Source organism: Arthrobacter sp. CAN_C5 (assembly GCF_017875735.1).
GTDB lineage: Bacteria > Actinomycetota > Actinomycetes > Actinomycetales > Micrococcaceae > Arthrobacter_D.
The window spans coordinates 2,341,505-2,356,135 of sequence record NZ_JAGGMZ010000001.1 but is presented as its reverse complement, the minus strand read 5'-3'; the positions used below and the strand labels follow the sequence as shown (position 1 = coordinate 2,356,135).

13 protein-coding genes and 2 pseudogenes are annotated in these 14,631 nt (G+C 61.5%); 9 read left to right on the top strand and 6 right to left on the bottom strand.

What is annotated here, in order from left to right; all coding sequences use genetic code 11:
• Window positions 1-347: 347 nt before the first annotated feature.
• The gene (locus H4V95_RS11110; RefSeq protein ID WP_209730514.1) at window positions 348-1,307 is read right to left on the bottom strand and encodes a DMT family transporter; all 960 of its coding nucleotides are present in this window, start codon (window positions 1,305-1,307) and stop codon (window positions 348-350) included.
• Here H4V95_RS11110 and H4V95_RS11105 point away from each other — a divergent pair.
• Window positions 1,306-2,727: a PLP-dependent aminotransferase family protein gene (locus H4V95_RS11105; RefSeq protein WP_209730512.1), complete on the top strand. Its 1,422-nt coding sequence runs from the start codon at window positions 1,306-1,308 to the stop codon at window positions 2,725-2,727. The two genes, H4V95_RS11110 and H4V95_RS11105, sit on opposite strands and share 2 nt — an antisense overlap.
• A gap of 1,164 nt (window positions 2,728-3,891) precedes the next feature.
• Here H4V95_RS11105 and H4V95_RS11100 read toward each other — a convergent pair.
• The 3 genes from H4V95_RS11100 to H4V95_RS11090 all read right to left on the bottom strand — a co-directional run bounded on the left by H4V95_RS11100 (window position 3,892) and on the right by H4V95_RS11090 (window position 5,672).
• Window positions 3,892-4,524, bottom strand: a complete 633-nt coding sequence (locus H4V95_RS11100; RefSeq protein ID WP_209730509.1) for a small multidrug efflux protein — start codon at window positions 4,522-4,524, stop codon at window positions 3,892-3,894.
• Window positions 4,525-4,633: 109 nt separating this feature from the next.
• On the bottom strand, window positions 4,634-5,332 hold the full coding sequence (locus H4V95_RS11095; RefSeq protein WP_209730506.1) for a DUF2306 domain-containing protein: 699 nt from the start codon (window positions 5,330-5,332) through the stop codon (window positions 4,634-4,636).
• Window positions 5,333-5,354: 22 nt separating this feature from the next.
• Window positions 5,355-5,672, bottom strand: a complete 318-nt coding sequence (locus H4V95_RS11090; protein WP_209730504.1) for a hypothetical protein — start codon at window positions 5,670-5,672, stop codon at window positions 5,355-5,357.
• 193 nt (window positions 5,673-5,865) lie between these two features.
• On the opposite strand from H4V95_RS11090, the gene H4V95_RS11085 reads away from it, so the two are divergent.
• Together H4V95_RS11085 and H4V95_RS11080 are read left to right on the top strand one after the other, a co-directional pair.
• The gene (locus H4V95_RS11085) at window positions 5,866-6,162 is read left to right on the top strand and encodes a transposase (protein ID WP_209730502.1); all 297 of its coding nucleotides are present in this window, start codon (window positions 5,866-5,868) and stop codon (window positions 6,160-6,162) included.
• A complete protein-coding gene (locus H4V95_RS11080; protein WP_209730499.1) occupies window positions 6,162-6,488 on the top strand; it encodes an IS3 family transposase in 327 nt (108 codons plus the stop codon). Before H4V95_RS11085 ends, H4V95_RS11080 begins: the two co-directional genes overlap by 1 nt.
• Window positions 6,489-6,503: 15 nt before the next feature.
• On the opposite strand, the gene H4V95_RS11075 is transcribed toward H4V95_RS11080, so the two are convergent.
• On the bottom strand, window positions 6,504-7,511 hold the full coding sequence (locus H4V95_RS11075) for a DDE-type integrase/transposase/recombinase (protein WP_209730496.1): 1,008 nt from the start codon (window positions 7,509-7,511) through the stop codon (window positions 6,504-6,506).
• Window positions 7,508-7,936 carry a hypothetical protein gene (locus tag H4V95_RS11070; protein WP_209730493.1) on the bottom strand — a complete coding sequence of 143 codons (429 nt, stop codon included), beginning with the start codon at window positions 7,934-7,936 and terminating at the stop codon, window positions 7,508-7,510. Before H4V95_RS11070 ends, H4V95_RS11075 begins: the two co-directional genes overlap by 4 nt.
• Window positions 7,937-8,017: 81 nt before the next feature.
• Here H4V95_RS11070 and H4V95_RS11065 point away from each other — a divergent pair.
• From H4V95_RS11065 to H4V95_RS11040, 6 genes and pseudogenes are all read left to right on the top strand, one after another.
• A pseudogene (locus H4V95_RS11065) lies at window positions 8,018-8,608 on the top strand (IS3 family transposase); the annotation flags it as partial.
• Window positions 8,609-9,381: 773 nt separating this feature from the next.
• Window positions 9,382-10,068: pseudogene (locus tag H4V95_RS11060) on the top strand (ISAzo13 family transposase); the annotation flags it as partial.
• A 187-nt stretch (window positions 10,069-10,255) separates the two neighbouring features.
• The gene (locus tag H4V95_RS18400; RefSeq protein WP_245345670.1) at window positions 10,256-12,823 is read left to right on the top strand and encodes a LuxR C-terminal-related transcriptional regulator; all 2,568 of its coding nucleotides are present in this window, start codon (window positions 10,256-10,258) and stop codon (window positions 12,821-12,823) included.
• A gap of 128 nt (window positions 12,824-12,951) precedes the next feature.
• Entirely contained in the window at window positions 12,952-13,644 is a 693-nt protein-coding gene (locus tag H4V95_RS11050) for a hypothetical protein (RefSeq protein WP_209730491.1), read from the top strand.
• A 67-nt stretch (window positions 13,645-13,711) separates the two neighbouring features.
• On the top strand, window positions 13,712-13,972 hold the full coding sequence (locus H4V95_RS11045) for a hypothetical protein (protein WP_209730488.1): 261 nt from the start codon (window positions 13,712-13,714) through the stop codon (window positions 13,970-13,972).
• An 88-nt stretch (window positions 13,973-14,060) separates the two neighbouring features.
• Window positions 14,061-14,567, top strand: a complete 507-nt coding sequence (locus tag H4V95_RS11040; RefSeq protein WP_209730485.1) for a DoxX family membrane protein — start codon at window positions 14,061-14,063, stop codon at window positions 14,565-14,567.
• The last annotated feature ends 64 nt before the right edge of the window (window positions 14,568-14,631 follow it).

Here is a 14,631-nt window from a genome sequence, read left to right as displayed (position 1 = left end):
TGACCTCCACCACTGGAAACGAATTGATGATTCCAACGCTGGGGTGGGGCCACCTCAAACCGTCACAAGAAGCCCCGCGAGTCGCTAGGTGGGTCCGGTTCAAACCGTCACAGTGGGGCCACTTCAACCTGCCACAGTCAATTCTGGAACGATGCTTTGTCCTATACAGAGCGTTGCATGGATTTGCACTCTCAACTACACCCAGATCGAGGATTTGCAGGCCGGATCCGTCCGAACCTTTTTGTAAAGTTCGATTGATCACCAGAGTCCCGTGACGGGTTCCTGAACGGACGCGTTCCCCAAATATGGCCGGTAAGTGAATTGTCTTAGTACGGCGTTGCTCTGTGTTACGAATCGATAGACAGACTGACGACTACGGGTTGTGGTTTCGGTTGGTTTAGTCGGGTGCGGACTGCGATGCCTGCACAGAGGATTACAGCGACGCCGCCGAGGATAGTCGCCCAGGTTATTTGCTCCTTAAGCAGGAGCGCTGCCCATAGAATGCTGAGCACTGGTTGGATGAGCTGGACCTGGCTGACCAGGGACATGGGCCCGATGGCGAGGCCACGGTACCAGGCAAAGAACCCGAGGAACATGCTGATCACGGCGAGGTAGCCGAAGGCAGCCCATTCGATGGGAGTCCCGGTCGGGGGTTGCTGAACCGCCGCGAAGACGGTAAGCACAATCATTAGCGGGGAAGCGATCACCAATGCCCACGACACTGTTTGCCAGGCGCCGACCTCGCGGGCGAGCAACCCGCCTTCTGCGTACCCGATTGCTGCTGCGAATACGGCGCTGAACAGCAACAGGTCCGACGTGGTGAGATGTGTGAACCTGCCCCCTTGAGCGGCGGCGAAGCCGATCGCTACGATTGCACCGATGATCGCCATGACCCAGAAGGATCGAGGTGGTCGTTCCTTCCCTCTGACTACAGCCATGACTGCTGTGGCTGCGGGGAGGAGGGCGATGACGACGGCCCCGTGGCTTGCGGGTGCGGTGGTGAGAGCGAAGGAGGTCAGTAGGGGAAAACCGATCACGATCCCACTAGCGACGACGGCGAGCCTTATCCATTGGCCGGCGTTAGGGATCCGCTGTCGGGTGAGCGAAAGGGCCGCAATAGCGAGGGCAGCAGCAATGACGGCGCGGCCCGAACCGATGAATAAAGGGGAGAAACCGCCGACAGCAATGCGGGTGAAAGGGACGGTGAAGGAAAACGCTGCAACACCGAGTAAACCCCATGCAATACCAGATCCTGACGACGATAGCAGAGGAATCTTTTGGGGGGTAGCGCTACTATTGGGGTTCATGATCAACGATAGCAGTATGCGGATTGTTCGGGCGCTTCGTGACTGGATTGCGGGTGCCCCTGCGGGTGCCAGGCTGCCGTCGACTCGGTCGCTGGTGACGAGTTATGAGGCTAGCCCTGTCACGGTTCAGAAGGCGCTGCGTACGCTGACCGCTCAGGGTCTAATCGAGAGCCGTCCAGGGGTGGGCACCTTCGTGCGGGCCGTCCGCACGGCCCGCCCATCGGATTTCGGGTGGCAAACCGCAGCCCTCGGAACCTCACACAGCCGGCTAACCTCAGCCGCGGCAACGATGCGCCCGACCCCTGGCGGCGGTATAGCGCTTCATGGCGGGTACCCGGATAAGGAGCTCTTACCGGACCGCTTGGTGCGGGCAGCGCTTCTTAGGGCAGCACGCAGCGAATCCGCTCTGACGCGGTCCCCGGTGTCTGGCAATCCTGATTTGCAGTCGTGGTTTGCTTCGGAACTAGCCGCTGACACACCTTTGGGGGTGAATTCTGTGCTGGCCAGTGATGTGATTGTTCTTCCGGGCAGTCAGAGTGGCCTCAGTTCTATTTTCCGTGCGCTAGTTTCCGTTGGGCAGCCGCTGCTGATCGAATCACCGACTTATTGGGGTGCGATTCTTGCCGCCGAGCAGGCCGGCGTCCGTCTTATCCCTGTTCCTTCTGGCCCCTACGGCCCGGAACCTGAGGACGTCGCCCGCGCCTTCGAAGAGACCGGCGCGCGCGCCTTTTACGCTCAGCCCAACTACGCCAACCCGACCGGTGCTCAATGGTCCCAAGACACCGCAACCCAGATCCTCGACGTGGTCAAAACCTATGGGGCCTTCCTGATCGAAGATGACTGGGCCCACGACTTCGGCATCACGACCAACTCCACACCGGTAGCAGCCCAGGATGACGGCGGTCATGTGGTGTATGTTCGCTCACTTACCAAAAGCATTTCCCCCGCGCTGAGAGTTGCTGCGATCATCGCCCGCGGACCAGCACGAGAGCGAATCACGGCTGATCGTGCCGCCGCTTCGATGTATGTAAGTGGTGTCCTGCAAGCCGCCTCGCTCGACGTCGTCACCCAACCCGGTTGGCAGACCCACCTTCGAGGGCTTCGCCAGCAACTCCAGTCCCGTCGGAACCTTCTGGTTGATAGCATTAGCCAGTACGCGTCAGCTGCGGAGGTCACCACAATCCCAACGGGCGGACTCAACCTATGGATCAGACTTCCAGACGCGACTCACCTCCCGGAGCTGATCACCGAATGCGAATCCAACAACGTCTTCATCGCGCCGGGCAACGGATGGTTCCCCGCCGAACCCACTGGACCGCACATCCGACTGAATTACTCCGGACCAAACCCAGGGGCATACCCCGAGGCAGCCCAAGTCATAGGCAGGGCTCTTAACCAAGGAACGAATTCAGTTCGCTGAACAGTCCGACCTCCCCTGTACAGTGTTGACCAATGTATGTGCTGAGGGATCCCCTTATCGGACGGATCGGAGAAAACGGGGGACTAGCTGAAAGCAGTTTGGGGGCCGCGAACGATGCGCGGCAACTTTCTTTCACGTATGGATGGGGCCCTCCTAGGAAGTGCGGCATAGGTGGCACGCTATTGGATACGATCAACACGCTTCATTCGAAACGCGCCGCATCGGCTGTTGGAGGTTTAGACAGTCGCTTGAGAAGGAAGGAAACGCCAGAACGACCAACCACCCCTTGCGAGCTTCCGCGTCCTCGGTCTAGTGCTGTGCCGGGGTCGGTTCCGCTGTCTTACATGCGGCAGAACTGCGGCGAGGGGTTGCGTCGTTCTTCAGGCTGAATGACTTGAGCTGGACGGTTGTCCAACCGTCTTTAGTGGCGCGGACGGGGGCGCGCTTATCGTCCTTCTAAGCCTATACGAGCTGTTCTTTAAGGTCCTATATGCGGAAGATTTGAGGGTCTTCGGAGCAAAGCGTCTCGCCGAGCGTCTAGATTGTAGGACCGAGGCGGCGCACGTCGTTAGGTCCCACTGTCCCGGTCTCCGCGAATGTTCGGCTTCGTCAACTTGAGGCATCAGCGGAGCGGATTTGACTGCCCCGTTGACCTCAGCCCGTACTATTGCGCCGCTAGTTAGGCTTTGACTCGGGGACCCTTCATATTCATTTGCGCGAACTGCTCCCTCACTTGAAGGCCCGGGATCACCCGATCCAGCCTGTACCGGCGGCTCCCGCCAAGACGGCCGGAATCCGTAATGGCCGATGGATCGTCAACGTCAATTCGTGCATAAGCCTCCTGGCAGAATGCATGACTGTGCCGGCGAGCTCTGACACTCCAATGTCAACAGTCGTCTGCACAACTGCCGTAACTGCGCAGGCAATCACCACATCTTGGCCGTAGTGGCTTACGGCTCGATTGATCGAAATCTGTGGGTGCTCCCTTATGAAACCGGCATGGCCAGCAAGCGTCCCGCTGGAGGATCGGCGGCATTACCGACGCTTCCGACCAAGATCTTCATGCCTGTACTCCTCTCCCATGTCTCGACATCGTGTATTTCGTCGTCTCTACGATCCCCGCGGGTGTCGGGACGCTCGGGGATCCGGGATGCCGGTCGACCCTCACCATCCGAGGAGTGCGAGCACGCCGGTCCCAGTGAGCGCGACCGCGCTCGTCCACAGGACAATCGCGACGACCTGCCAGAGGATGACCCACCACTTCGCGACACCCGACCCGACGAAGAACGCGGCGGTCAGCATCGTCGGGAGGGCGAGAGGAGCAAGGATGCTCGCACCGGGGACCCCGAACCGAACCATCCAGCGACGGAGCCGCACACGGCCCTTTGCGCGCCTCGTCGGGTTCGCATTCGGATCGTCCGCGGGCTGCTCGAGCACGCTGACCGCAGCGGTCTCGGGCGTCGCCACGTCGCCCATGGTGCCGTCGCTTGACTGGCCGGAGGGATCCACGACTACGGGACCCTCGGCCCTCGTCTCTTCGGTTGTCGCCGTGCGCCGCGCGACGACGCGTTCGCGGATGCGCGACCCCAGGATCACCACGACTAGGACGCACAGGATGTTTCCCGTGGCGCCGGCGATCGCTGCGACGATGGGGTCTATTCCCCCAATGATTCCGAAGGCCGCCGCACCCTCCCCCTCGATGTAGGGGACCGCGCCGGCGACGGCGACGATCAGCGGTTGGAGGATGTTGGGCACCTGCTCGATGAAGCTCTGCAACCACTCGTACGGATTGGTCATGTCAGTTCTTTCTCGGGGTGTTGATTCACGTCGGCCGAGCGACCGTCCGCGTGGGTACTATTGCAGTCAAAACTGTGTTCTCGCTCTGTCTCTACTCGTACCGAAGTGCCTAGATCGGTTTCTGGCGGGACGCCCTGCGCGCCCCTCGGGCCGATCGCACAGTGCCGCGGTGGATGATGTACTCGGCCACCGCGAGATTGATCACCCAGGCAAGACCTATGAGCAGCGCCCTGCTCGTTTCGTCGGTCGGGGCGACGAATATGATCCAGAGTGCGAGCACGAACGCTTGGGTGCCCGCTGCGACGCCAAGTGCGTAGGCCCGGGTCATCCAACCGCTGTGTGAGACGAAGTCTCGTCGACGGATTGCGCGAATCCCAAAGAAGATGCTCGCAGCCATCACTGATCCGAACACGAGGCGAAACACGAGCAATAGTTTGCCGTCACTCTCGGGAAGCGCGTATAACAGCGACATCCACAGGCCGGAGAGCGCGGCGAGAAGGCCGGCCGGTATCAAGACCCGTCCTGCTATTCGGTGCCACGCCCGCCTGCCGCGAAGTGAGGGAACGAATTGGAAAGCCCCGAGGAGGGCAAACACGGTGCCGCTGACAATGTGCGTGACCACGGGAATGGGCGACCCGAAGAACCTCGCATTCTGCAACGTAATCTCGGTGCCACCGGTCAACTCAGTAAGCCTAAAGGCACCCTGAATGATGGGGATGAGGCTAAGGAGAATCAGCCCGGCCGGGGCGGGCCACTGGGCTCTGCGGCGTTTCTCCCCAGTGCGCTCTGTGGTGGTTGGCGTGGTCATTGGTGAGCACCCGTCGCCAGCGTTACGCGATCGCGTGAGTTGGCGAGTCCAGAGGATTCGCCGTTGCTCGCCCGCTGCGGATGAGCCAGAAGCTGAGCATCGCAACTCCGACAGCCAAGCCGACGAGACCCAACTGCAGCACCACCTCAGGGAACGCCGTGCGCAACGCAATGGGCACTGAACTGGCGACGCTGATGATGGTCGCCAGCTTCGGCGAGTGGGCTACGCGCCACAACGCGGCGTAAAAGACCAACGTGCCAGTGAGGAACGCGATAGATACGACCGTGAGCGCTATTCCCAATGGTCCGGTCCGCAATTCCCCAATGATCTCGGGTGTCACGTAGGGAAACACGAGGTTGATGACAAACTCGACCCCGACCAGCCCAACGAGCGAGGCGCCGTAAAGAAGGACCCCGATAGAGCCGAGTCGACCCCGAATGGCGGGCGTCGCGACGAAAATGTGGACTGCTGTGGAGATTTAGGACAGTGAGCCCTCTTAAAATGGGGGTTCTACTGAAAGTGAGACCAGCAGCATGTCTGCATCAAGATCACGCCGTTCGTATACCCAGGACTTCAAGGATGATCTCTGCCGTGAAGTTATCAGCACGTCCAAGCCGGTGGTGGATGTGGCCAAGTCCTATGGCATTGGCGCCGAGACCCTGCGCCGTTGGTTGATCAAGTACCGGGAGACCCACAACAGTCCTGATGCCGCGGCGACCGGCGCCGAGCTGGCCAGGCTGAAGGTGCTTGAGAAGGAAAATCGGGAGCTGCTGGCGGAGAATCTTTTCTTGAAAAAAGCCAGCGCTTACTTCGCGAGGGAGCAGCGGTAGTGAGCAAGTTTGAATACATCGACTCCCAACGAAACGACCCGGCCGAGACCAATCCAGTGACGAAGATGTGCCTTTGGTTAGCCGTCTCAACCTCCGGGTTCTACAACTGGCTCAAGCGCCCTCAATCGGCCACAGCAGCCCGCAGGGACGTCCTTGCAGCCCTCATCAAGGGCTTCTTCGACGATTCCGACGGCACGTACGGGTACCGGCGTGTTCACGCCGACCTGGCCGCCGCTGGCATTGAGTGTTCGCCGGAGTTGGCGCGAAGAATTATGCGTGATGAAAATCTTATTGCCTGCCAGCCCGGAATCTGTCAAGGCGTTTGAGACACAGCTAAGTGGTTAGGCGTGTGTGGGGACCTCGCTTTGTTGGGGCTGGTTGATCCACGCCGCCGTGGGGCCCGCCGGCGGCGCCGGCGGTTGACCGAACCGGTGCGGGTTCGCCGTGTAGGCGTCCTGGAGCACCGCGGCCCGGCGGCCCTGGATGGCCGCGTAGGTGCCGTCGAAGACCGTCGCGGGGGTATGCAGCCCGATCCCGGAATGGCGGTGTTCGAAATTATAGTAAAGGAAGAATTCGTTGGCCCAGGCGACCGCGTCCTGGCGGGAGCCAAACCGCCCCGGGTAGGAGTGGTGATACTTCGTGGTCTTGAACGCCGCCTCGGAATACGGGTTGTCGTTGGAAACGCGGGGCCGTGAATGGCTGCGGTCGATGCCCAGATCGATCATCAGCTCGGCGACCGGTTTGGACGTCATGGACGTCCCCCGGTCGGCGTGGATCACGCCCGGGGTGCCGTGGATCATGACCGCGTCGGCGATGAAGTCCTTGGAGCCGAGCCCGGACTCGCGGGTGGTGATGTGCCAGTGCACGACGTAGCGGGAGAACAGGTCAATGATGACCATCAGGTCGTAGTAGACGCCCCGGATGGGGCTGGGGAGTTTGGTGATGTCCCAGGACCAGACGTCGTTGGGTTTCACCGCGACGAGTTCGGGTTTCTTCTTCGCCGGGTGGGTGGCCTGGCGTCGGCGTTCACGCACCTGGCCGTGGCCGCGCAGGATGCGGTACATGCTTGATTCCGAGCACAGGTAGGTGCCCTGGTCCAGCAGGATCGCCCCGACCTGGGCCGGCGCCTTGTCGGCGAACTCCTCGCTGTTCAACCGGTCCAACACCTGCGCGACCTCTTCATCCGTGAGCTTGTTTACCGGTGCCGGGCGCCGGGGTGTGGGCCCGTGGACCTTCGGGGTCAGGGACCGGTAGTGCGTGGCGGGAGACCGTCCCGTGAGGGCGCAGATTCTCCGCACGGGCAGCAGCCCGGTCAGGGCTGTGAAGGCCTCGTCCACGGCGGCGCTCACGGCTTCTCGTTGTCCGCCCTCGTGGAGATGTCCTCCAAGAGAGCGTGTAATTTTCCCAGCACCGATATTGCCTCCTCGGTCCGTCCGAGTTTCGCTTCGGCCCGTTCGGCGCGGTCCTTCATGGCCTCAAGCTGGGCTTCGGGGCTGTTCTTCTTCGCCGGTCTGGCGGCGGTGGCGAGGCCGGTGAGGGCGCCGGCGTCGCGTGCCCGGCGCCAGGTGGTGATTTGGGAGGAGAACAGGCCTTCGCGGCGGAGGAATGCGCCCTTGGCTCCGGGGCCGTCGAGGGACTCGTAGGTTTCCAGGATCGAGAGTTTCTCCCCTGGGGTGAAGGAGCGGCGGAGGGGCCTTTCTGCCCTGGGTTTTTCGGGATCGGACATGGCTCCACCATCGGTGTTGGTGGTGGGGGAAGCAAGTGCGGTGCTCACAGGGAATCGGTTTCCAAATCTCGCCCTTAAGGAGTCAGTGGGAAAAGTGGCGGTGTCTCACCCAATGCTGACAGACAGGGGCCGCGCCCGTTCCGGAACACCACCGAAGCCGATGTCGAGGCTGCCGCGTTGATCCCGGATCTGGTCAAGCGAGACTTCACCGCCACCGAGCCCGGGGTGAAGTTCGTCGGGGACATCACCTACATCCACACGTGGCAGGGGTTCATTTATCTGGCGACCGTGATCGACTGTTATTCCAAACGTGTGGTCGGGTGGGCCATCGCCGACCACATGCGTGCCGAGCTCGTCGAAACCGCGTTGCGCAACGCCGCCGCCACGACCATGATCCGGCCCGGCGCTACCTGGCACTCAGATCGGGGCAGCGTCTATACCTCCGGCTCGTTCCGAACCCTTGTCAAGGACTTGGGCATGCGTTCTTCCATGGGCCGCACCGGGGTGTGCTGGGACAATGCCGCCGCGGAATCGTTTTTCTCAGCACTGAAAAACGAGCGAGTCCACCGCACGGTCTACGCCACAAAAGAGCAGGCCCGCAAGGACGTTATCCGCTACATTGAAGGGTTCTATAACAGCCGGCGGCGGCATTCCGCCCTCGATTACCAGTACCCCAACGATGTCCATTACAGTTACCAGCAGCCGCACCAGGCAGCGTAAGAGAAAACACTAACTCCGCTGTCCGAAATTCACGCAGCAGCCCAATGCCCACGACGAGCCCCATGGCCATGAGTTGGGCAAGGGGTGCGACGAGTTGGGTGGCAGGGCTGAGCGCAAGTATCTCGGCACGCTTTGCCGCGTTGACGAGGAGCACGATCGCAGATATAAATCCTGAGATGACGAATACAAGCCTCAGTGAGGTCGCTCGCGTTAGTGACTTATGCATGGCACAACTTCTCTGGGTCAGATGACGGGTGGGGTGGTGAGCCCGCTCGAAAAAACGCCGACCGGGCACGATTGAATTTACGGATGGTTGTGGTGACGGGGCATCACCACATCTGGTGATTAACGGCCCCTGAGTTGTATGCGCGAGGGCGTGGGCTGGACGCGGGCGCTCAGTCCCACCCATAAATAAGTGTGTGTATGCCCGTTGCCGCTGAAGTTTTCGACTCGCTGCGGGCGAAGTTCGCCACGATCCTGCCCCACCTCGATGAGCAGGCCACGCGTCTGATGCTGGCGGCCGAGGCCCGTTCCCTGGGCAAGGGTGGGATCGCGGCGGCGGGGCCCGGGCCGTCAACGAACTGGAAGCCGGTACCGCCCCGCTTACTGGCATCGGCAGGCCCGGGGTGGGCCGCAAGTCCCGTGACCGAGAATCACCCCCGGGCTGGTCCCGGCGTTGCTGGTGCTGGAACCCACCCGCTGAGGGGACTCCGAATCCCCGTTGTCAGGGATGACCCCCTCTCGACGGCGAAGTCGGCGATGAGCTCGAACGAGAACGCCGGGACGGAGCGGAGAGCGCGGCGAAACTGTTTGAGGACAACGGCTTCAGCTTGCGGGGAAACGCCAAGACACTCAGGGGCGGGCGGCACCCGGACAGGGATGAGCAATTCGCCTACCTCAACGCCCAAGCCTCCGGCCACCTCCAGGACCATCAGTCGGTCATTTCCGTGGACACCAATAAGAAGGAACTGGTTGGCGAATTCAAGAACAAGGGCACCCAATGGCGCCCGGCCGAAGACGCCGAACAGTCAAGGTTAACGATTTCATCGACAGGAAAAGGGCTAGGCCAAACCTACGGCGTCTATGACGTGGGCACCAACACCGGGTGGGTAGCGGTGGGCTCCGACCACGACACCGCAGCGTTCGACGTGAACACCATCCGCTCCTGGTGGAACACCACCGGCCACACCGAACCACCCAGGTGCTCGCCGTTTGCTGATCACCGTCGACGGAGGCGGCGCCAACGGCTACCGCACCCGGCTCTGGAAACCGAATTTGCCGCCCTGATCGCCGAAACGGGCCTGAAAATCACCGTCTGCCACCTGCTGCGGGGCACCAGTAAATTGAACAAGATCGAGCACAAGCTCTTCTTCCACATCTCCATGAACTGGCGTGGCCAGCCGCTGACCAGCCACGAAATTATCGTCAATTCCATCGCCGCTTCCACTACCAAAACCTGACTAACCGTCCAGGCTGGACTGGACACCAGTATCTGGCCCACCGGCGAGAAAGAACTCGACCAGCAAATGGTTCCACTGCAGCACACCGGGGCCCTCACTAAACATGAATGGGCACCCCGAATGGAACTACACCCTTAAAAACTGCGACATGCCAACTAAATAATCAATTAGCCCCTAAAATAGCACTATGGCCACACCGGTCCTCGCGACCAAGCTCTTCATCCCACTCCCGCGCACACCGGCCGTTGCGCGTCCGCGCTTGATCGAACGACTGCAGCTTTCGGTGGAGTCCCACTGCAAGTTGACGCTCATCTGCGCCCCTGCAGGTTTCGGCAAGACGACGCTTCTTAGCGCCTGGATTGACCACCTCCGGCAACGCGACCCAGAGGCGGGCGTCGGATGGTTGTCGCTCGACGAAGACGACAGTGACCTATCCCGTTTCATGACCTATCTCGTTGCGGCTTTGCAACGTGCCCATCCTGGTGTCGGGAGGGATCTCGCCACCGTCGTGCCGGTCGAAGCAATACTCACCACGCTGCTCAATGAGCTTGCCGAATCACCCAATTCGATCATCCTCGTGCTCGACGATTTCCAGTCAATCGAAATTACCAACATTCGGGACGCACTGATTTTTCTGCTCAACCACCTGCCAGCCAATATGCGCGTCGTTGTCGCCAGCCGCTCGGATCCGGCGCTCCCGCTAGCGCGGCTGCGCAGCCGGGACGAACTCATGGAGTTGCGCGCCGCAGACCTCCGGTTCGCTGGGGATGAAGTCGCTAGCTTCCTCACCGAAGTGATGGGGCTTGCGCTTTCGGCGGGAGACATCGAGGCATTGGAAACCCGCACCGAGGGCTGGATCGCGGGGTTGCAGTTGGCCGCCCTCTCGATGCGGGAGCGCTCGGACATCGCTGGGTTCATCGAAGCCTTTGCAGGAAGTCACCGATTCGTCATCGACTACCTAGGCGAAGAGGTGCTGCAGCGCCAGCCTGAGCACGTGCGCGATTTCCTTCTTCACACGGCCTTTCTGGACCGATTAAGCGGCCCGCTCTGCCAGGCAGTGAGCGGCCGCGAAGACAGCAGCGAACTGCTAGAAGCCCTCGAGCGCGACAACCTGTTCGTGGTGCCCCTTGATGATAAGCGCGAGTGGTATCGCTATCACCACCTTTTCGCGGACGTGCTGCGCGCGCGATCACTGCGCGAGGATCAGGATCGTGTGTTCACCCTGCACCGCCTAGCCAGCGACTGGCATGATCGCAATGCCCTGCCTGAAGATGCTGTCAGGCACTCGCTGGCAGCCGGCGACTTTGAGGTAGCCGCAAATCTCATCAGGAGCGTACTGCCCGATATGCGCCGCCGACGCCAGGACATGACCTTGCTCGGCTGGTTGAAACAACTGCCGGATGAGATAACAAGCCGAATGCCCGTCCTGAGCGTTTTCACCGCGCATTCCCTGCTAGTTTCCGGCGACTTGGAAGGCGTCGACCGTTGGCTTTCCTATGCGGAGCGAGCGCTGAGCGCACTGGCAGAGGCGGAAGCCCAGGATCATGCTTCGTTGGGTAATGAGGATCTTCGGAACTTGCCCGTTACGGTCGCCGTCTACCGGGCATCGCTGGCCCAGGCGCGCGGCGACGTCAACGAGACGGAGATGCAGTCCCGACGTGCTCTTAAGTTAGCGCTGCCCGGCGACCACATTGGGCGAGGTTCGGCCGCAGGCCTGTTAGGGCTCGCACTGTGGGCCAAGGGGGACCTCAGGACAGCCGTGACAACATTCGCCGACGCGAGGGCAAGCCTACAGCTGGCGGGCCACACGGCCGACTATCTCGGCAGCACCGTTGTGATGGCAGACATGCTCATCGTGCAGGGCCGCCGGGACGACGCACGCCGCGCATATGAGCACGCGCTCCAACTCGCAATCGCGGAGCGTGAGCCCGCGGCGGGCGACCTCCATGTTGGCCTCGGAGAGCTCTGCCTCGATGACGGCGAGTTAGCCGCTGCCAACCAGCACCTAGATGCGAGCAAAGCGATGGGTGCGACCGCCGCGCTACCAGAAAGCCGTCACCGGTGGTTCACTGCCATGGCCCGCATCAGGGAGGCTGAGGGAGATCCGGACGCGGCACTCGAGTTGCTGACCGAGGCGGAACGATGCTACCTGCCAGGGTTTCTACCTGAGGTACGTCCGATAGGAGCAATGCGCGCTCGGATCGCGATCGCGCAGGGGCGGCTGGCGGACGCATGGGAGTGGGCAGAAGCGCACGATGTGTCTGCGACCGACGACGTCACATACCTGCGCGAGTACGAGCACGCCACACTCGTTAGACTGCTCATTGCGCAACACGCAACCAACGCGACGGCAAGTGCGCATGGCGAGGCGGCAGCCCTACTGCAACGGCTTCTCACCGCGGCGGAGGAAGCGGGTCGATGGGGAAGCGTCCACGAAATCCTGCGACTGCGGGACCTCTTCCCGGCCTCAGCGCAACAGGGCGATGCCAGTGGCCGCTTCGATCGGTATCGCGACGCGTCGGTGCCAAGCCTAATCCCACCACCCGATGCGTCCGCCAAAACGGAAGCACTGAGCGAGCGCGAGCTCCACGTGCTCCGGCTTCTGGCGACACAGTTGAGCGGCCCGGAGATCGCCCGCGAACTCTTCGTTTCGCTCAACACCCTCCGAACCCACACGAAACACATCTTCAGCAAACTTACTGTCAACAGCCGCTTAGCTGCGGTGCACCGGGCGCAGGAACAGGGGCTGCTCTAAGGCTGCGCTGCGGGTGAGATCACCACACCAATCACCATGTGTGGTGATGTCACATCACCACTGGCATCCGTACATTTCGAATCGAGCCCCCCGGCAATCGCTCGGGTTGATACGAAACGAGGAGCGCAATGACCATGAGAGTTACGCCGTCCGCCCTGACCTGCGGGGCCGCTGCAGCCGCAATGCTGGCCGGGCTGATCTACGTTCTGATCCAACCCCTCCATCCAAGCGATGATCTCGACTCGGTCACCGGCACCACTTGGTTCGTAGTGCACACACTCAGCCTGACGATGGCTGTGCTCGGACTTGCTGGCTTGACCGGGATTTACCTTCGCCAGGTGCGCGAGTCCGGTCTCCTTGGCTTGATCGGGTATGGCCTGTTCAGCCTCTTCTTCGTCCTGCAAGCTGCGTTCACCTTCGCTGAAGCGTTCATCGCGCCTCTCACCGCGGCAAACTCGCCAGAGCTCACTGAGGACCTCGTGGGGCTCTTCGCCGGTCACACCGCCCACACCGATCTCGGTGCACTGGCCGTAGTCCCCTTTGTTGGAGTCGTGTTCTACGTCGCGGGCGGCGTGGTCTTCGGAGTCGCGCTGCTCCGTGCCCGCATCCTCTCGCGGTGGGCAGCGATCCTATTGATCGCTGCGTCGGCCGTTACACCGCTGGCCGGCGTGCTCCCCGACGAAACCCAACGATTCCTCGCCATTCCTGTCGGGGTAGCGCTGGTTTGGCTCGGATACTCGCTTTGGTCAGAGCAGAGGAGGACTACGCAGCTGCCAGCCCCCCTCGAGCAGCTGCACCCAACGCGGCGTTCAACGGCCTGATTGCGGAAAGGGAACCTTCACACTGCCAATCGACCAGTGCCCCACCACTGACTGCAATAGGAACACAATGAACGGGAAACACTCTTGGCCAACCGGACTGGACGAACCAGCCCGGTACGAAATCCGAATTGATGGCCATATCGATGCCGAGTGGGCCGACTGGTTCGAAGGCCTGACCGTCACTATCGACACTGACGGAACGACACTCCTCTCCGGCCTACTAGCCGATCAAGCAGCGCTGCATGGCCTGCTCAGGAAAGTTGGGAGCCTGGGGATGACGCTGCTGTCGATCAACGTCGTCAGCACTCTCGACCCCAACCGCGACTAGCGATTCCGGGGAACGAAATCAACGCACCGGCCCGGAAACGACAAAAGCCGAACCCACAAAATCGAGATGATTCTAGAAGGAGCGCACAATGGCACCACTCATTACACTCTTGACCGTTACCGTCCTGCTGCGTACCGCTGGTGCTATAGGGATCAAACCGCTCCAGTCGTTGCACACCAGCCTGCGAGGCGGCTTGGTGGCCATGTTCACCCTCACCGGGTTGGCCCACTTCAATGGCATGCGCGGGGAACTCGTGGCATTGGTGCCGCCCGCCTTGCCCAATCCCGCACTGTTGGTCACAGTGACGGGTGTGCTGGAACTGCTTGGAGCCGCCGGCCTCCTCCACCGTCGGACGGCACCGTGGGCCGCCGGTGGACTGGCCTTGCTTCTTGTGGCCATCTTCCCGGCGAACGTCTACGCCGCACTGGCCGAACTTATGGTCAACGGGGCTCCCGCCACGGCGCTCCTGCCGCGGACGCTCATACAGCTGGTATTCATCGCCGCCACGATTGCCGTGGTGCTCCCCTACGCCAGGACGCTAATCCACCGTCGATCGGCGCCCACCCGGGCAGGTCTGCCCACCAGGAACCTATGAAGCTCCACGAGGTAAGGCCGCCTGCCGCTGTTCTTTGCCCAAAGACTAGGTATGAAACGTGTGG